At 51.5% G+C, this 20,243-nt stretch carries 20 protein-coding genes; all 20 read right to left on the minus strand.

Annotated elements, in window-relative coordinates:
• On the minus strand, positions 1-1,116 hold the full coding sequence (locus BSEL_RS15915) for an NADH-quinone oxidoreductase subunit D (protein ID WP_013174033.1): 1,116 nt from the start codon (positions 1,114-1,116) through the stop codon (positions 1-3).
• 15 nt (positions 1,117-1,131) lie between these two features.
• Positions 1,132-1,611 (minus strand): NADH-quinone oxidoreductase subunit C, encoded by a 480-nt coding sequence (locus BSEL_RS15920; protein WP_013174034.1) that lies wholly within the window; start codon positions 1,609-1,611, stop codon positions 1,132-1,134.
• Positions 1,608-2,087 (minus strand): NuoB/complex I 20 kDa subunit family protein, encoded by a 480-nt coding sequence (locus BSEL_RS15925; RefSeq protein WP_408643038.1) that lies wholly within the window; start codon positions 2,085-2,087, stop codon positions 1,608-1,610. Before BSEL_RS15925 ends, BSEL_RS15920 begins: the two co-directional genes overlap by 4 nt.
• 38 nt (positions 2,088-2,125) lie before the next feature.
• Entirely contained in the window at positions 2,126-2,500 is a 375-nt protein-coding gene (locus BSEL_RS15930; protein ID WP_013174036.1) for an NADH-quinone oxidoreductase subunit A, read from the minus strand.
• A gap of 753 nt (positions 2,501-3,253) precedes the next feature.
• Positions 3,254-3,658: a F0F1 ATP synthase subunit epsilon gene (locus tag BSEL_RS15935; RefSeq protein ID WP_013174037.1), complete on the minus strand. Its 405-nt coding sequence runs from the start codon at positions 3,656-3,658 to the stop codon at positions 3,254-3,256.
• A 102-nt stretch (positions 3,659-3,760) separates the two neighbouring features.
• Positions 3,761-5,179: a F0F1 ATP synthase subunit beta gene (gene atpD / locus BSEL_RS15940; RefSeq protein WP_013174038.1), complete on the minus strand. Its 1,419-nt coding sequence runs from the start codon at positions 5,177-5,179 to the stop codon at positions 3,761-3,763.
• Between the two features lie 108 nt (positions 5,180-5,287).
• Positions 5,288-6,172, minus strand: a complete 885-nt coding sequence (atpG, locus tag BSEL_RS15945; protein ID WP_013174039.1) for an ATP synthase F1 subunit gamma — start codon at positions 6,170-6,172, stop codon at positions 5,288-5,290.
• Positions 6,173-6,215: 43 nt separating this feature from the next.
• The gene (atpA, locus tag BSEL_RS15950) at positions 6,216-7,721 is read right to left on the minus strand and encodes a F0F1 ATP synthase subunit alpha (RefSeq protein WP_013174040.1); all 1,506 of its coding nucleotides are present in this window, start codon (positions 7,719-7,721) and stop codon (positions 6,216-6,218) included.
• 13 nt (positions 7,722-7,734) lie between these two features.
• Positions 7,735-8,289, minus strand: coding sequence for a F0F1 ATP synthase subunit delta (locus tag BSEL_RS15955; RefSeq protein ID WP_013174041.1), 555 nt, complete (start codon positions 8,287-8,289; stop codon positions 7,735-7,737).
• Complete coding sequence (gene atpF, locus BSEL_RS15960) at positions 8,286-8,783, minus strand: F0F1 ATP synthase subunit B (protein WP_013174042.1); 498 nt, start codon at positions 8,781-8,783, stop codon at positions 8,286-8,288. The genes BSEL_RS15955 and atpF overlap by 4 nt, the downstream gene beginning before the upstream one ends.
• A 152-nt stretch (positions 8,784-8,935) precedes the next feature.
• Complete coding sequence (gene atpE, locus BSEL_RS15965) at positions 8,936-9,157, minus strand: F0F1 ATP synthase subunit C (protein WP_013174043.1); 222 nt, start codon at positions 9,155-9,157, stop codon at positions 8,936-8,938.
• 144 nt (positions 9,158-9,301) lie between these two features.
• A complete protein-coding gene (gene atpB / locus BSEL_RS15970) occupies positions 9,302-10,027 on the minus strand; it encodes a F0F1 ATP synthase subunit A (protein ID WP_013174044.1) in 726 nt (241 codons plus the stop codon).
• A 63-nt stretch (positions 10,028-10,090) separates the two neighbouring features.
• Entirely contained in the window at positions 10,091-10,471 is a 381-nt protein-coding gene (locus BSEL_RS15975) for an ATP synthase subunit I (protein ID WP_013174045.1), read from the minus strand.
• The gene (locus tag BSEL_RS15980) at positions 10,468-10,707 is read right to left on the minus strand and encodes an AtpZ/AtpI family protein (RefSeq protein ID WP_013174046.1); all 240 of its coding nucleotides are present in this window, start codon (positions 10,705-10,707) and stop codon (positions 10,468-10,470) included. The genes BSEL_RS15975 and BSEL_RS15980 overlap by 4 nt, the downstream gene beginning before the upstream one ends.
• Before the next feature lie 619 nt (positions 10,708-11,326).
• A complete protein-coding gene (gene wecB / locus BSEL_RS15985; RefSeq protein ID WP_013174047.1) occupies positions 11,327-12,472 on the minus strand; it encodes a non-hydrolyzing UDP-N-acetylglucosamine 2-epimerase in 1,146 nt (381 codons plus the stop codon).
• Positions 12,473-12,578: 106 nt separating this feature from the next.
• Positions 12,579-13,208, minus strand: coding sequence for a uracil phosphoribosyltransferase (upp, locus tag BSEL_RS15990; protein ID WP_013174048.1), 630 nt, complete (start codon positions 13,206-13,208; stop codon positions 12,579-12,581).
• Positions 13,209-13,437: 229 nt separating this feature from the next.
• Positions 13,438-14,691, minus strand: a complete 1,254-nt coding sequence (glyA, locus tag BSEL_RS16000; protein WP_041582579.1) for a serine hydroxymethyltransferase — start codon at positions 14,689-14,691, stop codon at positions 13,438-13,440.
• Between the two features lie 304 nt (positions 14,692-14,995).
• Positions 14,996-17,092: a GGDEF and EAL domain-containing protein gene (locus BSEL_RS16005; protein WP_013174050.1), complete on the minus strand. Its 2,097-nt coding sequence runs from the start codon at positions 17,090-17,092 to the stop codon at positions 14,996-14,998.
• A 55-nt stretch (positions 17,093-17,147) separates the two neighbouring features.
• On the minus strand, positions 17,148-18,071 hold the full coding sequence (locus tag BSEL_RS16010) for a hypothetical protein (RefSeq protein ID WP_013174051.1): 924 nt from the start codon (positions 18,069-18,071) through the stop codon (positions 17,148-17,150).
• A gap of 91 nt (positions 18,072-18,162) precedes the next feature.
• Entirely contained in the window at positions 18,163-20,241 is a 2,079-nt protein-coding gene (locus tag BSEL_RS16015; RefSeq protein WP_013174052.1) for a sensor domain-containing protein, read from the minus strand.
• Positions 20,242-20,243: the final 2 nt, after the last annotated feature.

Genomic DNA, 20,243 nt, shown 5'->3' on the forward strand with positions numbered 1-20,243 from the left:
CTATGCATCAACCTCCCCGAGTACAACGTCGAGGCTGCCAAAGATCGCAACCAGGTTCTGAATCGACTCCCCAATCAGCATGTCCTGCAGAATCGATACATTCACAAAGGACGGCCTGCGGAGTTTCACCCGGTACGGTTTGTTCTTGCCGTTACTGATGGCATAGACGCCGATTTCACCTTTGGATGCTTCAGCACGTGTATAGACTTCACCTTCCGGAGGCTTGATCATCATAATCTTCTTGCCTTTCTTATGAATGATGTCCCCTTCAGGGAGATTTTTACACGCCTGTTCAATGATCTTCAGGGATTCGTGCATTTCACGGATCCGCACCTTGTAACGGGCGTAAACATCGCCTTCCTGTTCAACCGGCACGTCGAAATCGAAGTGATCATAGACGGAATAAGGCTCGGTCTTACGGACATCCACTTCGACACCGCTTCCGCGTGCAAGCGGTCCGGAAAGACCCCAGTTCAGCACCTTCTCCTTGGAGAGAACGCCAACACCGATCGTTCGTGCCTGGAATACTTCGTTTCCTGATACGAGCGTATCGAATTCGGAAATATTGTGCTTTAACTCTTCTACGGTCTCGAGTACGTTGTCGATCCAGCCTTCCGGTGCGTCCCACTTCACGCCGCCAATACGGTGGTAGTTGAACGTCATCCGTGCACCGCTGATTTCATTCAGACGGTCAAGGATCGTCTCACGGTCACGGAACGCGTAGAGAAACGGACTCATTGCCCCGATGTCGAGGAGGTACGTCCCCCACCAGACGAGGTGACTGGCAATCCGGTTTAACTCCATGGTAATAACGCGCAGATATTCTGCACGTTCCGGAACTTCCCAATCAAGGAGTTTTTCGATGGTTTGACAGTAAACGTAATTGTTCGTCATCGCATTCATGTAATCAAGACGGTCTGTATACGGGATAAACTGCGTATAGAGAAAGCCTTCAGCGAGTTTTTCCGATCCGCGGTGTAGATACCCCATGATCGGCGTCGCCTTTTGGATCGTTTCTCCGTCCACTTCGAGCTGCAGCCGGAATACACCGTGTGTACTCGGGTGCTGCGGACCCATATTCAGCGTCATGGATTCAGTCTTTAATTCATTCGGCATGTGTTTGTGCACCCCCTAGTCCAAGCCCATAGCTTTTTTGTCGGTGATATAGTCCTTACGGAGCGGGTGGCCTTCCCAGTCGTCCTGAAGGAGAATACGTGACATGTTCCAGTGTCCTTCAAAATGAATCCCGAGGAGATCCCAGATTTCCCGTTCCATATAGTCCGCGGACTTCCATACCGGATCACCGGAGTGAACCACCGGATTCTCCCGCGGTGTTACAACTTTCACATAGAGATACTGATCGAGTGGCGTGGAATGAAAGTTATAGACCGCTTCCATATGCTCCTCATAGTCCACGCCGGTGACACAGGTCAGAAAATCGAACTGCATCTGTTCGTCGTCATGAAGCATGCGCATCACGTCTTCATTCCAATGCGCCGTGTCGAGAATCACCATCGGCTTGTCGAAGTTCATCTTCGCCTCTTTGATGGCGTCTTCTCCCTCGATCGCTTTGATCTTTGTCTGAATCAGTTCGAGAAGCTCTTCATTCATCGCTTAGGCACCCTCTCTCCTTTAGCTTCGAGACGGATCTTTTCGCGAAGTCGTTCCACACCGTCCAAGAGCGCCGGTGGAGTTGGAGGACACCCGGATACATAGACATCGACGGGAACGATCTTATCAACACCGTTCAAAACGCTGTATGCTTCCTTGTAAGGGCCGCCGCATGTGGCACAGGAGCCCATGGCAATGACCCATTTCGGTTCCGGCATCTGATCGTACAGGGTACGAAGAACAGGTGCCATCTTGCCCGTTACGGTTCCGGCTACGATCATGACATCCGCATGACGCGGTGATGCACGGAAAATAACGCCGAAGCGGTCAAAGTCATAGCGGTTACCACCTGTTGCCATCATTTCAATGGCGCAACAGGCAAGTCCGAAACTGAGCGGCCAAAATGACCGAGTGCGCGACCAGGCTTTAATCTGATCCACTTTCGTGAAGAATACGTTCTTGTTGATATCCTCCATCACTCGCGGATCATAGTGTTCGGTTTCTGAAAATCCTTTTAATTCCATTCTAACACCCTCTTTTTCCAAGAATACGCGAGTCCCAAGACCAGGATAAAGATGAAGATGAGCATCAGATTCAATCCATCCCAGCCAAGATCACCGAGGGCTACCGCCCAGGGAATCAAGAAAACGGTTTCAACGTCAAAGATGATGAATTCGAGCGCAACCAGATAGTAGGCTACGTGATATCTGACGGTGGCATCGCCTTCAGGCGCGATCCCGCTTTCATAGGTTGTGATTTTCTCCCGATACGGGTTCTTCGGTCTGACCAGCGGTCCGATAATACTGACTGTCGCAACCGGCAACAAGACACCGAGACCGATAAACATAAGAACCAATATATAATTGTCGTAATACGCCCATAACTCCATATGTCCACTCCCCTCCGTTATATTAAAAGATTTTAAGATTCCAACTCTCACCTCAAATTATAACAAAGGCGCGAAAAAAAAGTCTATAATATTCTAAATTCTCAGTTTGATAACGTTTTAGTAGTGGTAAATGATATTGTTTAAGGTTTTTTATTTTTTGTTGTTCTGCCGCAAGGGTTACAAGGGTTATCAGTCAATTCTGCAGATTAGAATGATAACAAGGTGATAAAATTATCGTGTTTTTTCTTTCCCGTTTGTGTACTTATGCCGAAATAAATCTGTTTGCACGACGTGGTATTTTATGGGATATTGAATGAAGAGTGAAATCTTTTCAAACACCCCAAAATACGCGGCATTTCGGTTGCCAGTCATTCGGTGCTCTCTTCCTGACCTCGGTCCATTTTATATAACAGCATTTAAATTCATGTGAAACAGATTGCTTTTTAAGCTTAGTCGCATTTTAATAGTGTAAACCGTGAACATTTCGTGACAATTCACGTTCAGGAGCCGATAATTACTTTTTTCACAAACGAATTGCCGTAACCGGTGGATTTTAGGTAAGTTTGTGACTTTTTTGTGAATGTTTGAACATAATATTCTCTCTGGCAATTCTCACTGCAGGTCCTCCAACAGGGGCCCTTCCCGGAAACTGTGACAGGTTCTGACGTGCGTTGTCATCATGGTGCCCGTGATAAAAAAAAGCCGCAAAGGAAACCTGGGTCCCTTTTACGGCGTCAGTGGCTGCTCTGCAGCTTAATTCTTTTCTGCGACTTCGAGGCGGTTGACCGCACGCTTCAGTGCAAGCTCCGCGCGTTTGAAGTCGAGGTTTTCTTTCTTGGCTTCTGCGAGGCGGCGTTCCGCACGTTCCTTGGCGGCCCGCGCTCGGGTTAAATCAATTTCTGATGGCAATTCCGCAGATTCAGCGAGAATATTCACTTCATCAGGGCGTACCTCAATGAAGCCGCCATTGACGGCGACGGGCTGAATGTTGCCGTTTTGTTTCAGACGGACGGGTCCGATTGCCAGCGGTGATACGAGCGGCAGGTGTCCAGGAAGAATCCCGAGACCGCCTTCCGGTGTTTTCACGCTGACCATTTCCACGTCCCCACTAAAGACGCTGCCATCAGGAGTGACGACATTTGCCTGTATCGTCTTCACACGGTTCACCCTCCTTATGAAAAGGATCGGATGCCCCGTCCCCCGCAGGTGACAATGTCACGCGACAAGGACGGGGATCCAGCTTTTCCGATTGCTTCCTGATTAGTTCGTTTGCATGTTTTTGGCTTTTTCGACAACGTCTTCGATCGGACCGACGAGACGGAAGGCGTCTTCCGGTACATCATCGTATTTACCGTCGAGGATTTCGCGGAAGCCTCTGATGGTATCTTTGACCTGAACGTATGAGCCCGGCTGGCCGGTGAACTGCTCGGCAACGTGGAAGTTCTGGGACAGGAAGAACTGAATGCGACGCGCACGGGAAACCGTCTGCCTGTCTTCTTCAGAAAGCTCATCCATACCGAGGATGGCGATAATGTCCTGAAGTTCCTTATACTTCTGCAGGGTTTCCTGCACTTCACGTGCTACGCTGTAATGCTCATCACCTACGATTTCCGGTGAAAGGGCACGGGACGTGGACGCAAGCGGGTCCACGGCAGGGTAAATCCCCATCTCCGAGAGCTTACGCTCAAGGTTGGTCGTCGCATCAAGGTGCGCGAACGTTGTGGCCGGTGCCGGGTCGGTGTAGTCATCGGCAGGGACATAGATCGCCTGGATCGATGTAACGGACCCTTTCTTTGTGGAAGTGATTCGTTCCTGCAGCTGACCCATCTCTGTCGAGAGCGTCGGCTGATACCCAACCGCGGACGGCATACGTCCGAGAAGGGCGGATACTTCCATCCCCGCCTGTGTGAAGCGGAAGATGTTATCGATAAAGAGCAGTACGTCCGCGCCTTTTTCGTCACGGAAATACTCCGCCATCGTAAGACCCGTCAGGGCAACACGCATACGCGCACCCGGCGGCTCGTTCATCTGACCGAAAACCATGGCCGTCTTTGTGATAACCCCGGAGTCCTTCATTTCGAAGTAGAGGTCGTTCCCTTCACGGGTACGTTCTCCAACGCCGGCGAAAACGGAGATCCCGCCGTGCTCCTGGGCGATATTGTTGATCAGTTCCTGAATCAGTACGGTTTTACCGACACCGGCACCGCCGAAGAGTCCGATCTTACCACCTTTTACATAAGGGGCAAGGAGGTCAACGACTTTAATCCCGGTTTCAAGGATTTCCGTATTTGTCGAGAGGTCATCATAAGCAGGTGCCTGACGGTGGATCGGGTCGCGGCGCTCCCCTTCCGGGATCGGCTCCTGCAAATCGATTTCCTGTCCAAGTACGTTAAATACCCGTCCGAGGGTGTTTTCACCTACGGGTACGGAAATCGGTGCACCCTGGTCCACACATTCCATACCGCGGACGATGCCGTCTGTGGAAGACATCGCAACGGTACGGACCGTATCGTCACCAAGGTGAAGGGCAACTTCAAGGACCAAGTCGATGTCGACTTCGCCTGAAGACTGGGCTTCATGGACAATTCTTACAGCGTTATTGATCTCAGGGAGCTGGCCGCGTTCGAACTGAACGTCGATAACCGGACCAGTGACCTGAGTGACGCGTCCTTTATTCATCATCTTTCCCCCTTCATTCGAGACGGCCGTGTTTTCATGTTGACCGCTCTTTGAGTGCCGTGTTTCCATGAATGACGTCATGACAGGGCAGCGCCCGCACAGTTTCTGTTACGACTGCGCGAGGGCCCCGCCGACGATTTCATTGATTTCCTGCGTAATGGCAGCCTGACGGGCACGGTTATAGCTCAGTGTCAGGTCGCCGATGAGGCCGTCTGCATTGTCTGTCGCTGAACGCATGGCAGACATGCGGGCCCCAAATTCACTTGCTTTGCCATCGAGAAGAGCGCCGAAAATCAGGCTCTCTGCATAGTGAGGAAGCAGGTGTTCAAGGATTTCGTCGGCACTCGGCTCATAGATGTACTCCTGAACGAGTGTTGCCTGTTCCTCTTCACTGCCTGTTTCTTCACTCATGCCGGTAAGCGGCAAAAGCTTCTGCTCGGTTACCTTCTGGCTGATGGCACTGACGAAGTGATTATAGTGGACATAGATCTCATCAAAGATCCCGTCCGTAAACATCTGCACCGTTGTCGATGCCAGATTTTTCACATCGTTGTATTCCGGCTGGTCCGGTACGCCTGTCAGTTCCTGATAGACGGGCATGTTACGCTTATTGAAAAACTCGAGACCGACGCGGCCAAGAACGATTAAGCCGTACTCATCCGGCGATGAATGACGTTCCTGGATGAGGCGCTGGGTTTGACGGAGAAGTCCGCTGTTGTAGGCGCCACACAGACCACGGTCACTTGTAATGACGATGTAGCCTGTCTTTTTCACTTCTTCACGGTCTTCGAGCATGGGATGCGATACGCCTTCCGAACCGGCGGCAATGCTCTCAACAACTTCACGGATTTTCTCCGTGTAGGGAACGAAGGAGGTCGCCTTCTGCTGGGCGCGGTTCAGCTTGGCTGCTGAGACCATCTCCATGGCTTTGGTAATCTGCTTCGTCTTTTTTGTTGAGCCTATTCTCGTTTTAATGTCCTTTAACGAGGCCATCGCTTTCCACCACCTTTAATTAAGACCAACTCGCGACGTTGAATCAGCTTGCCTGGAACGACTTTTTGAATTCGGTAATCGCCTGTTTCATGGCGTCGTCATCTGCGAGATTGCCCGTTTCTTTAATGCTCTTGAGCAGATCGTTGTTGTTGTGCTCGAGGAAAGTATACATTTCCTGTTCGAAGCGGCTGATATCCGATACCTCGATGTCATCAAGGAAGCCTTTCGTCAGTGCAAACAGAATGAAAACCTGCTTCTCAACGGAAAGCGGCTGATGAAGGCCCTGCTTGAGGACTTCAACCGTACGTGCACCGCGGTTCAGCTTCGCCTGAGTGGCTTCATCAAGATCCGAACCGAACTGGGCAAACGCTTCGAGTTCACGGTACGATGCCAGGTCAAGACGGAGTGTACCGGCAACCTTCTTCATCGCTTTGATCTGGGCTGAGCCCCCAACGCGTGATACGGAAAGACCCGCATCAATCGCCGGCCGGACACCGGAGAAGAACAGGTTTGCCTGGAGGAAAATCTGTCCGTCGGTTATGGAGATCACGTTCGTCGGAATGTAGGCACTGATGTCCCCTGCCTGCGTCTCGATAAACGGAAGGGCGGTCAAAGAACCGGCGCCTTTGTCGTCACTGAGTTTCGCAGCACGCTCAAGGAGGCGTGAGTGGACGTAGAATACGTCACCCGGGAAGGCTTCACGGCCTGGCGGGCGCTTAAGCAGGAGGGAAAGTTCACGGTACGCAGCAGCCTGCTTCGTCAAGTCATCATAGATGACGAGGACGTGCTTGCCGTTGTACATGAATTCTTCACCCATGGATACCCCTGCGTATGGTGCAAGGTAGAGAAGCGGCGCCGGCTGAGAGGCACTCGCTGTAACAACGATCGTATAATCAAGGGCGCCGTGCTGACGGAGCGTCTCCACCACACCGGCAACCGTTGATTCTTTCTGACCGATGGCGACGTAGATACAAATCATATCTTCGTCTTTCTGATTGATGATGGTATCGATGGCGATCGCTGTTTTCCCTGTCTGACGGTCCCCGATGACGAGCTCACGCTGGCCACGGCCGATCGGAATCAGGGAGTCGATCGCTTTAACACCGGTCTGCAACGGTTCGTGAACCGATTTTCGGTCCATAACCCCTGGTGCCGGGCTTTCGATTGGGCGCGTTTTACCGGTTTCCACAGGGCCCATGCCGTCAAGCGGCTGACCGAGCGGGTTCACGACGCGTCCGAGAAGTTCTTCCCCGACCGGTACTTCCATGATTCTTCCGGTACGGCGGACTTCGTTTCCTTCACGGATATCCGTGAAAGGACCGAGAATGATGATCCCGACTGTATTTTCTTCAAGGTTTTGGGCCATGCCCATCACGCCGTTTTCGAATTCGAGGAGCTCACCGGCCATGACATTCTCAAGACCGTGAGCCACGGCGATCCCGTCACCAACGCGGATGACGGTTCCTACATCATTGACTTCAATCTCTGATTGATAGTTTTCGATCTGTTGTTTTAACAGAGAGCTGATTTCATCGGCTCTGATGCTCATTAATCGTTCACCCCTATCTGCTTACGTTCCCGTGGATCATGCGCTTTTCGATTCGCGCAAGCTGGTTGGCGACGGTGCCATCATAGACGGTGTCCCCGATTTGTACCCGGAGTCCGCCGATGAGGTCTTCATCGACCACGTTCGTAATCATTAATCTGGCTTTACCCGCCCGCTTTGCGAACGTCTCGGCCACTGCTTCCTGTTCGGCATCCGTAAGCGGCTTTGCTGAATGGACCACGGCTGATGCAATGCCCTGTTCTTCGTTGGCGAGATCGCGGTAATTCTCCGCCACATGAGGGAGAATCGCTTCGCGCCCTTTATCAACGAGAAGATACAGGAGATGGAGGACGTGGTCGGATACCTTGTTGGTAAACGCATTCTTTAAGACGTCCTTCTTCTCAGCGTCGGAGAGATCCGGGTGACTGAAAACCGTCTCCACCACATTCGCCTGATCAAATGCCGCACTCACGGCCAGGAGTTCGTCTGCGGTTTCCTGCAGGACGTTATTCTCCTTGGCAAGCTCATACATGGCATAGGCGTAGCGATACCCTACCGGATGTCTTCTCATAAGTCTCCGCCTACTTCTTTCAGTGTTTCCTGAATCAGCTTCTCCTGCTCTTTTTCATCGAGCTCCTTTTCAATGACCTTGGATGCCACAAGGACGGAAAGGGTCGACACCTGCTCGCGCAGGGCGGAGACAGCCTGTTCTTTTTCAGAGTTGATCTCGGCTTTCGCCGTTTCCTTGAGACGCTCGGCCTCTGTGCGGGCGCTTGCCACGATATCCGCAGCCTGCTGATCACTCATTTTCTTTGCATTCTCTACGATTTCTTTTGCCTCCTGGCGGGCAGTCTGAATCGCTTCACGCTGTTCTTTAAGATACTGTTCTGCCTCATCACGGTTCTTTTCTGCGGATTTGATCTGATCAGCGACGTGTTTCTCCCGCTTCTCCATCATATCCATGATCGGACCGAAGGCATATCTCTTGAGAAGCCACATGAGGAATAAAAACGCCAGGATTTGATAAACGGCGTTTAACCATTCAATTTCATAGATATCAAACAATGTGTTTCGCCTCCCTTATTCACGATCATTGTAAGCGAATGTACAGAAAACGATGGTGCGTTGACCATCGGAATCCATCGGTTACAAAAGGAATGGCGAAGAATAAGTGATGATGCCTTCTTCGCCATTTTGTCCGTACTTGACCTGTCAGATTACATATTTCCGAGTAATAAGAAGGCAATAACGATCGCGAAGATTGGAAGTGCCTCAACAAGCGGTACACCGATGAACATGACGGTTTGAAGCGGTCCACGGATCTCCGGCTGACGAGTGATTCCCTGCAACGTACTGCGGACGACGATTGCCACCCCAAATGCACCTGCGATTGCTGCCAAACTTGCTGTGATTGCTACTGCAATAGCGACTGTTCCCATGATAAAAATCCTCCCTTTACATACTTTAAAAGTTTTTGTTTTGTATGAATGAATTCACCCTGCCTGTCCTGCAGACTCAGGTTCTTATTCAACATTGTTTCATGCGCATCCTGTGCGCGTTTTTTGTTATGCTGTCTTATCTCGTTAATGATCTTCCGATACTTTATGAGCCATGTACACCATCGTCAGCATGGCGAAGATGAAGGCCTGAAGCGACCCGATGAAGACACTGAATGCCTGGAAAATCACGAGTGGGAAAAATGCCCCGAATGTCCAGAATACGCTCGCAAATGCACCGAGTCCGACGAGCATGACCATGATCATTTCCTTTGCGAAAATGTTCGCGTAGAGTCGCATGCCGAGCGTCAATGTATTGGAAAAGTCCTCAATAATCTTAAACGGTGCCATAAAAGGCGCCGGGCGGAAATAATCCTTCCCGTACTCTTTCGGTCCCCTCAGCTTCCAGCCGTAGATGTGGGTCAATACCACAACGAAGAGAGCCAGTGAGATCGTCAAGACCGGATTTGACGTTGGTGAGTTCCACCAGACGTAGTGCTCTTCTGTCGCGAGCTCGAACGGTACACCCATCATGTTTGCTACGAAGACGTAGAGAATAATGGTGATCCCGAGCATCACGAAATGCTGCCCCTGTTTCCAGTCCATCGTACTGCTGATGATGTTTTTGATGAATTGAACCAGGTATTCCAATGCGTTTTGTGCCCCTGTCGGGTACATCTGAATCTTTCTCGACATGAAGAAGGCAACGAGGAAGACAATGACCATCGCAACCGTTGTGGTAAACAGTGCAGGGATGTTTAACGTCATCCATGGAATGCCGAACAGGTCGACTTTCAGAAATTTACTATCCAATCCTTTTCACCTCTTTTCAGACATTACAGAATGGGTCGTGCAAAATGTGGAACCAGCACTGCCTCACTTCGTTTCTTTCAGATCACGGATGTGAAACAGCGGTTCTATTAACAGAATGACATAGGTCACGGTAAGACCCAGGATCACTCCTGTCAACGAGAGATAATGAGGAACCTGCTGCGCAAGCCAAATGGCAAAGAGAAACACCAACAGCCTCGAGAGGGTTCCAAGGGTTGGCCGCGGTTTTCGGTCCGCGGTCATCTTCCCGATACGTGACACCTGAGCGTAGGTCATCCAAAGACTGATCAGGCTGAAGCTCGTGCCAAAGGCCAGACCTGTCCAGAATGGCCGGTCGCCTCCGAAAACGATCATCAGGAGAAAGACAACGGCCAGGACGATGGTGATCGCGGCGTATCGGATAAACAGTTTGCGGATATCATTCATTGTGCATCGTCCTCGTCTCCATAGAACTGACGGATTACGCGGAAGATGCCAATGACGCCTGTCGTCAGTCCGACAAGCATGCCTCCGGCAATGAACAGGCCACTGCCGTCGTAGCGCTCATCAAGCCATCTGCCGACGAAAACGCCGAGCAAAACCGGCCCGATAAAATACGCACTGATCGTACTCATCAACGCAAAGGAACGAACCAATTGCCGATGCCTGGGTTCTTGTGCCATGGGGTATTCTCCATCCGGGTATCCGTCTGATGCCACAGCCAGGTCCTGGATGCTGACGACAGAATCTCGTCATGAAGCAGGTTAGTGGTTACTAACCTTACGAAGGGGGGAATAGGGATATTGGGGCAGGAAAAACGGGTCGTGTTCGTGATGATATGTATGGCATACTCGCGATGCCTGTTCTTCAGAGCATCGCCTTGCCGGAACTGGCAATTGCCAGAACGGCTGTTTCAGCGTGTACAGCGTGTCATTGTACGCCTTCGAGTGTACCTGTCCGAGAAGTCCCTGTTCCTTTTTTCCAATATCGGCTGATCCCTTGTGCCTCATGCCGTCAGCTCGACTGCGTACACCATGTTATCGTACAACAGTCATGGGGTTGTGTCAATGAACACAAGCGTTCGAACCCGTTTAAGAGAACGGTTTCACAAATCCGGAAAGAAAAAGACAATTCATCTTGTCACCGAATTGTCACTTTTCGTTTCCTATTATACATAAGATTACAAAGATTGTGTGTACTTTTTTATAAAAACTCTAAAGAAAGAATATTCAGATAAAAACGGGACCCGCCACGTTTCTGCACGGTGGCAAAACGCCGGCGGATCCGATTGCAACAGGACTCCTACAGCGGCCGGAATGACGACGGCGCATCGCTTCTGAGCCCGTAATAGTAGCGGATCGCTTCCGTGATTCTCAATGAGGCCTGACCGTCCCCATAGGGATTGGAAGCTTTGGACATGGCGCTGTAAGCTCCCTCATCCTCAAGAAGCGTCTTCGCGTCCTGATAAATCGCCTCTTCATTCGTCCCGGAGAGCTTGAGTGTCCCGGCCTCAATCCCTTCAGGCCGTTCTGTCGTATCCCGAAGGACAAGCACCGGTACGCCGAGGGAAGGGGCTTCTTCCTGCACGCCGCCGGAATCAGTGAGAATGATATGCGCCCGTGCAGCGAAGTTATGGAAATCCCGGACGCCGAGGGGGTCAATCAGCTGAATCCGCTCATCATTGCCGAGGATTTCGTCGGCTAGTTCCCGGACAACCGGATTCAGGTGCACGGGGTAAATGACCCGGACATCGTCGTGTTCGGTGACGAGCCTCTTGATCGCCCGGAACATGTTTTTCATCGGTTCGCCGAGGTTCTCTCTCCGGTGCGCCGTGACAAGGATCAGACGGTCGTCTCCGAGGGCCTTCAGGCTCTCGTGTTCGTAACCATCATCCACCGTCGTCTGCAGGGCATCGATGGCGGTGTTCCCAGTAATGAAAATCCGCTCCTGCTTCTTCCCCTCCTGCAGGAGGTTTTCCTCCGCTTTCTGTGTCGGGGAGAAATGCAGATCACTGATGACGCCGGTCAGCTGCCGGTTCATCTCTTCAGGGAACGGCGAGTACTTATTCCAGGTTCTGAGCCCTGCTTCCACGTGACCGACGGCAATCTGGTTATAGTACGCCGCGAGACTCGCCACAAATGTGGTCGTGGTATCGCCGTGAACGAGGACCATATCCGGCTTCAGCCGTTTCATGACCTCATCGAGGCCTTCGAGGGCCTTTGTTGTTACGCCGGTCAGGGTCTGTCTCGCCTGCATGATGTTGAGGTCCTCATCCGGAGTGACGTCAAAAATAGCCAGCACCTGATCGAGCATTTCCCGATGCTGTCCGGTAACGACCGTGACGGATTCGAGATCCTCCGTCTTCTCAAGCTGCTTGACGAGAGGACACATTTTGATCGCTTCCGGCCGTGTGCCGAAGATCGTCATGATTTTCTTTTTCGCCTGCATGATACTGCCTCCTTCAATGTGATCAGGGCTTGTCTGCCCGTTTTGAAAAACCGGAGGGCAGGGTTCCTGGTTCGGGAACCGGTGCGGCCTCCGGTCTGTTTGGGTCTTATTTGGTTCCGAAAAGGCGGTCGCCGGCGTCGCCGAGACCCGGGACAATATAGCCTTTTTCATTGAGCTTCTCATCCATTGCAGCCAGGTAGATGTCCACATCCGGATGGGCTTCCTTCATTTTGTCCACGCCTTCAGGTGCAGCGACGAGGCACATGAGCTTGATATTCTTCGCACCGTTACGCTTCAGGACATTGATTGCTTCGATCGCGGATCCGCCTGTTGCGAGCATCGGATCGACGACGATCATTTCCCGCTCAGACACGTCTTTCGGGAGCTTGACGTAGTATTCCACCGGCATCAGTGTTTCCGGATCGCGGTACAGACCGACGTGTCCGACTTTGGCAGCCGGGATCAGTTCAAGGATGCCGTCCACCATGCCGAGCCCTGCGCGGAGGATCGGAATGATCCCGAGCTTCTTCCCTGAGATCGTCTTGCATGTCGCTTTAGCGACCGGTGTTTCCACTTCCACCTCGCGAAGCGGTAAATGACGGGTGATTTCAAACGCCATCAGTCCGGCGATTTCATTGGTCATTTCCCGGAATTCCTTCGTCCCGGTTTCTTTTTTTCGGATAAATGTCAGCTTGTGCTGAATCAACGGGTGATCAAATACATAGACTTTCCCCATCTGTACCACTCCTCATTTCGTTGTCTTCGGTATGTAACGCTCCCCTATGGTCTCAAAACCATCGTGTCCATTATACATGAACCGAAGCATAAGCGGGCGTTCTCCCCGGAAATTGTACGTGAAAATGTGTACCGCTTCAAGGCTTTGTTTGGCTTTTCGGGCATTTTTCGCTTTGTCCCCACACAAAGCGCCGTCCCCGGTCAGGGAGACAGCGCTTTTCATTGATGCTTTACCGTTCGTAAAGCGGGTATTGGCTCGTCAGGTCCTGAACAGCCTTACGGGCATCGTTCAGTGCCTCTTCGTTATCGTGATTCTTCAGAACAAGTGCAATAATCTTACCGACGGTCGTCGCGTCCTTTTCGTCAAAACCGCGGGACGTGATGGCTGCGGTTCCGATCCGGATACCGCTTGTGACAAACGGGCTTTCCGGGTCGAACGGGATCGTGTTTTTATTCGTTGTAATCCCGACTGCATCGAGCGCCGCTTCGGCATCTTTCCCTGTCAGTTCAAGATTTCTGAGGTCAAGGAGAACCAGGTGATTGTCCGTGCCGTTCGATACAAGGTTCACTCCTTCAGACATAAGGGACTGAGCAAGAGCCTTGGCGTTCATCTTAACCTGCGTCGAATACGCCTTGAAATCTTCCGTCAGTGCTTCACCGAATGCCACGGCTTTCGCGGCGATGACGTGCATGAGCGGGCCACCCTGGATACCGGGGAAGATGGATTTGTCTACCTTCTTGGCATACTCTTCCTTACAGAGAATCATCCCGCCGCGCGGGCCTCGCAGGGTTTTGTGCGTCGTTGTCGTGACAAAATCCGCATAAGGAACCGGACTTTCGTGTTCACCTGTGGCGACGAGACCGGCGATGTGCGCCATGTCCACCATCAGATATGCCCCCACTTCATCCGCAATTTCACGGAAACGGGCGAAATCGATCGCCCGCGGGTAGGCACTCGCACCGGCCACGATCATTTTCGGCTTATGTTCTCGGGCTTTTGCCAATACATCATCATATTCGAGGAGACCCGTATCTTTGTCCACGCCGTAATCAACAAAGTTAAACTGCTTGCCGCTGAAGTTGACCGGGCTTCCGTGGGTCAGGTGTCCGCCGTGGGACAGATTCATGCCGAGGACGGTATCGCCGTGCTCGAGAAACGCAAAATAAACGGCCATATTCGCCTGTGCACCTGAATGAGGCTGCACGTTGGCATGTTCGGCACCAAAAAGCTCTTTCGCACGGTCTCTTGCAAGGTTTTCCGCAACGTCAACGTACTCGCATCCACCGTAGTAGCGTTTGGACGGATACCCTTCCGCATACTTGTTCGTCAGAACGGAGCCCTGTGTTTCCATAACGGCTTCGGATACGAAATTCTCTGACGCGATGAGCTCAATATTCTGTTGCTGGCGTTTTCGTTCCGCTTCGATGGCTGCGAATACTTCGGCGTCCTGTGCCTGCAATTCGACTAAATCACGACGTTCCATTGTTTTCATTGCAAAAAACCTCCCTGATCGTCACGCATCTGCGCGCTGAAAAAACTTGTCTGAACGGACTTCCGGCTGGCTTGATCGGCTTTGTGATGTTTCTTACCACTGTCATTACAGCTTATTCTACAACGTCGGCAGGGGAATGAAAAGGGGTTTCGGGAAGTCAGACTGATGATAGCGCATACAATTTCGAATTGCCAGTTAATTTATTGTTGCCCCACCGGAAAATGACTGATCATCCGGTTTTCACCTTGCATAAATACGCAAAAGAGCCCCCTGAAGGACTCTTGTCTGCTTTTTTCTATTTCTTACTTCGCTTCAGCCAGATCCGTTCTGTCTTCCGCGCCGGGAGCGGCTTACTGAAGAAAAAGCCCTGAAGTTCGTCGCATTGCTCACGGGTCAGAAAATCGGCGTGCGACTCGGTTTCGACACCTTCCGCTGTGACCGTCATGTTCAGATTCTTCGCGAGCTGAATGATCGTTCGAACGACAGAGCAGTTCTCCTCAGACAGATGGATGATGAACGATTTGTCGATTTTGATCCGGTCGAAGGGATAGCCGCCGAGAAAGCCAAGGGAGCTGTATCCCGTCCCGAAATCATCCATGCTGATCATGACGCCGATCTCTTTCAGTTTCTTCATCGTCGTCCGCGTCAGCTGCGGGTTCTCCGTCACGCTCTCGGTCACTTCAAGTTCTATCATCGCCGGATCCACCCCCGACGCATTGATCTGCTCGCTGACAAAATCGGCAAAATCCGACTGGGTAAACTGCTGGACCGAAATATTGATGGAGACCGGCAGCACATGCCCCGCCTGATGCCACTTTCTCACCTGCTCTATGCTGTGTTTCAATACCCACTGGCCAAGGGAAATGATCAGACCGGACTTCTCTGCAACGGGAATAAACTCCGCCGGGCTCAGTTCACCAAAGATCGGATGATGCCAACGAAGAAGGGTTTCAAAACCGCACAGCTTCCTCGTCTTCGCATTGACCTTTGCCTGATATACGAGATAAAATTGGTCCCGGCTTGCTTCCTTACGCAATTCTCCTTCAATGAGAATACGCCGGTCGAGCATATTGCGGATGGACGCATCAAAAAGAACAAACGTGTTGCCCCCCTGTTCTTTGGCGCTGCTGATGGCCGCTTCCGCTGATTGAATCAGCTCGTCCGTCCCTTGTGCATGTAACGGATAGAGTCCGACGCCAATACTCGCCGTCGTATGAATCTCCATACCTCTCACGATATATGCTTTGGACAGGTATTCCACGAGCACGGAGCATCGGTAGTGCAGGTATTCACGATCTCTCTTGCTCCGCTCCTGACAAGCCATGACAATTGCAAATTCATCACCTGTAAATCTTGTCAGATAATCGTCTTCCTCGAGCAGTTCCTCAAGCCTTGTGGCAATTTCCCGGAGGAGTTCGTCACCGACGCGGTGTCCGAGGGTTTCATTAATGTTTTGAAAACGGTCGAGATTGACGAGCAGAACGGCAAATTCATAATCTCCATCTGACTCGGCAGCCTTACGCCGATCCACTTCTTTTTCAAAGCTCCTGCGGTTCGGAAGGCCGGTCAGCTCATCAAAATAGGCCATCTTATGAATCTGGCGCGCCTGCCTTGTCTGCTCGGTAATATCCACAATCGACCCGGCGAGTTCCACATCCCCGGCTTCTTCCCTGATGATGCCGATATTGACAAGATAGTGCCGGTTTTGTATATCGAGTTCAAAACGGGTCTGACCGGTGGCCAATGCGGTTCTGAAGGCCTGATCAATGCGGGTGGCGATCGGTTTATCGAAGATTTCATAGATCGTTTTGCCGTAGACGGCGTCGGTAGTCCGTTTCAGCTTTTCGGCAATCAGACCTTCGCTCATCGTAAAGACATACGAGCCTTCCGGCTGCTGCTTCAGCTTAAACACCCCGTTTTGCAGGTGCTGAATCACGATCCGGTAATCATCTTCAAGGGCCTGTTTCAGCTTCAGTTCCGCAGACACCCGGTCTGAAATATCATGGCGGATGGCGATGAAGCGTTCAATCCGGTGATGGGTATCCCGAATGGGGATGATCGTGGAGCTCGTCCAGTAGATCCGGCCGTCTTTCGCTTTGTTCCTGATCTCACCGCTCCAGATCTCGCCCTGTAGAATCGTGTCCCACATTTCTTTAAAAAAGGCTTTCGGATGGTAACCGGAGTTCAGAATTCTGTGTGTCCTGCCAACCAGTTCATGATCATCATAGCCTGAAATTTCGCAAAACTTCTGGTTGACTTCCAGGATGACTCCCCGCGCATCAGTAATGGCTACAATCGTCGAAGCATCGAGCGCTGTCTGGATGTCATTGAGTTTTTTCTTCAGCTCTTCGGTGTTTTCAGCTCTGTCCGACTGGTGATCATAGCCCGCCATGGAAGTCCGCCCCCTCTCATATGGTATAGACATGCTGCGTCTGAAAGGCTGTGCCTCAGCCGTCAGCGTTCAGCTTTTCAGCCATCGCTTCAATCGCCTGATCCGCTTCTCCGTAAGGAACCTGGCACGTACCGGCTGCCCCGTGACCGCCTCCGCCGTATTCACGCATGAGATAACCGACATGCGTGTTGGATGTTTTGTTCAGAATGCTGTGTCCGACTGCGATGGCACAGTTCTGTTTACGGAACCCGTCGACGACCCAGAGGTTAATGTTCTGCTCCGGATAAAGGGCGTAGATCATAAAGCGGTTTCCGGGATAGATCGTCTCCACGCCGCGAAGATCAGTGATGATCACATTGCCTTTCGTCGTTGTATGCGTTTCAAGCATGTCTTGAAACGGTTTTTGCAGCTCGTGATACCGGACAACCCGTTCCTGAACATCCGGGTCTGCCATGACCTCATCGACGCTCTTTTCCGCACAGAGGTCGACCAGTTTCTCCATGAGCTGATAGTTACTGATGCGATAGTCACGGAAACGGCCAAGGCCCGTTCTTGCATCCATGATAAAAGACAGAAGATCCCAGCCCTCCGGATTCAGAATGTCTTCTTTTGTGAATTTGGCAGCGTCCGCTTTATCAACGCCCGCCATGATGTCGTCAAGCTCCGGACCGAACTCTTCGCGGCCACCAAAGTAATCATAGACGACTCTCGCTGCACTGTCCGCAAGACGCACGTCCCCTTTGAAGGTAATGCCTTCTTCCTCGATTCGCTTCAGTTCACTCGCATGATGATCAAACCACATCCCGCAGCCCTCCACATGCGGCACGTTCGTCAGGATATCATTTTCCGTAATCTCAACTTTGCCGTCCTGCATATCTTTCGGGTGAACGAAGGTCATATCATTGATTAATCCCTTTTTCTTAAGCAGCATGGCCGTCACCAGGCCGTCAAAATCGGATCGTGTTACAAGTCTCATCATCAATTACGCCTCCTTGGTATGTGATTTCTGGTTGTTTTCCCCACTCAATTGTTATAGTTCAGTATACCATTTACACCCCTCATTACCATCATCATTCAAGCCAGTTTCGGAAATCTTTTTCAGGAAGAGGCTTCGCATAGTAATACCCCTGCCCGAGAGTGAATCCCAGTGCCTTTACCTTTTCGTGGTGGAAATCAGTCTCCACGCCCTCCGCGACGGTATCAAGACCGAGACCGTCCGCCACGAGCAGCATCGCCCGCAGCAGTTTTTCCGTTTCCGTCTCCTGGCGCATGGCTTTGATAAAGTGCTGATCCACTTTCAGTTCACTTAAGCCAAGCTCTGTCAGATGCGAAAAAGAAGAGTAGCCCTTGCCGAAATCATCGATGGCCACCCGGACGCCTGCGCGGGTGAGCCGGTTCAGATTCTTCATAATCCTCCCAATATTGCCTTTTGTCATGCTTTCCGTAATCTCCACCTGCAAGTAGTCGGCCGGTATGCGCCAGTCACGCATTCTCTTCAGAAGCGATTCCGCAAAATTCTCCTGTTCGAGCTGCCTGATGGAGAGGTTCACGGATACCGGAACGATAACAAGTCCTTCCATGCCCCATTTGATCAGTTGCCGGAAGACCTCATCAAGCACCCACTCGCCGATGGCGATAATCTGACCGGTTTTCTCCGCAATCGGAATGAACTCCCCTGGGGAAACGATGCCGAGATCCTTGTTCGACCAACGAATGAGCGCTTCGGCTTTTTTCAATTCACCGCTCTCAAGATCAACGATCGGCTGATAGTGAAGCGCCCATTCTTCCCGTTTCCCGGCCCCTTTCAGGTGATTGGCAATTTCAAACCGGCGCTTCAGTTCTTCGGCTTTTTCCGTTGAAAAGTACGAGATGTGATCAACCACCGACTCTCTGGCATGTGTCATCGCGACATTCGACGTCATGAACAGGTTTTGGGTTTCTTCACAGTCTTCAGGAAAGCGGCTCACGCCGATGGACGGATGAATAAACAACTCGGAATCATCGACGAAAAACGGCTTCTCAAGACAGGTCACGAGTTTTTCAAGAAACGGTTCGAGATCACCTGCCTGTTGGTCATGAACGATCAGAAAATCATCGCCGCCGATCCTGCCCACCTGACTCTCATCGTTCACCAGGAGCATCAGCCGCTTGGCGATATCAATTAACAGTCTGTCACCGACTTTATGGCCGAGCGTATCGTTCATTTCGTTAAAATTCGTGATCTCAATCGTCAATACGGCGAAACGGTCCGAGATGTAATCCGAATGATTTACCTTCCGCTCAATCAACTTTCGCATCTCCGGCCGGTTCGGAAGGCCCGTTACCGGATCCGTTGTCTCAAGGATCGTCAACTTGTCCTGCATATCATCAAGATCCGACAGTTCGTGAATCACCGCAATATAGAGACGCTCGTCCGCACTCCCCCTGAATTTTGAAACGGACAGACGCTGCCTGTAGACGGATCCGCTCTTCCGTCTGTTCCAGATATCCCCGCGCCAGACACCCCGATCTTCAAGGGCTTTCCACATCTGACGGAAGAATGCTTTCGAATGAACACCTGCATTTAACAGTCGCGGGTTATTGCCTATCGCTTCTTCGGATGTGTAGCCCGTGATGACTTCAAAAGCCCGGTTCACCCAAAGGATCGTCCCATCCTGTTCTGTAATCATCACTCCGTCACTGATGTTTCGAAGCGACATTTCAAACAGCTTGACCGTTTCTTCATTGGCCACGTCCTGACGCCTGTCCAGATAGGCCACGACAGCGCCGGATACCCCTGTCTCTGAACGGAGCGGATACGCATAGAGCGTCACCGGCACCGCTTCGCCAAATCTATTATGCCGTTCGGTCTGTTTCGACACTGTCTCACCGCGCAGTACCGCGTACGCAGCAGCTTTCGCTTCTGTTCTGACTTTGCCGTAATGAAAGAGAGACGCCACCGACATGCCGATCACTTCCTCCCGTTCGTAGCCAAACAGTACCTCAAATTCCCCGTTTGTATAGACCACTTCCTGGTCCGACGAAATCACCATCACTGCAAACGGACTCTTCTCAAAAAAGCCGTCCAGATTGGTCACTTTGTGACGGCCGATCCACTCGAAAAAATCCGGCGCACGACCATGGTTCCCCTGATTTCGTTCATCAACCATGT

This window comes from [Bacillus] selenitireducens MLS10 (assembly GCF_000093085.1).
Lineage (GTDB): Bacteria > Bacillota > Bacilli > Bacillales > Salisediminibacteriaceae > Salisediminibacterium > Salisediminibacterium selenitireducens.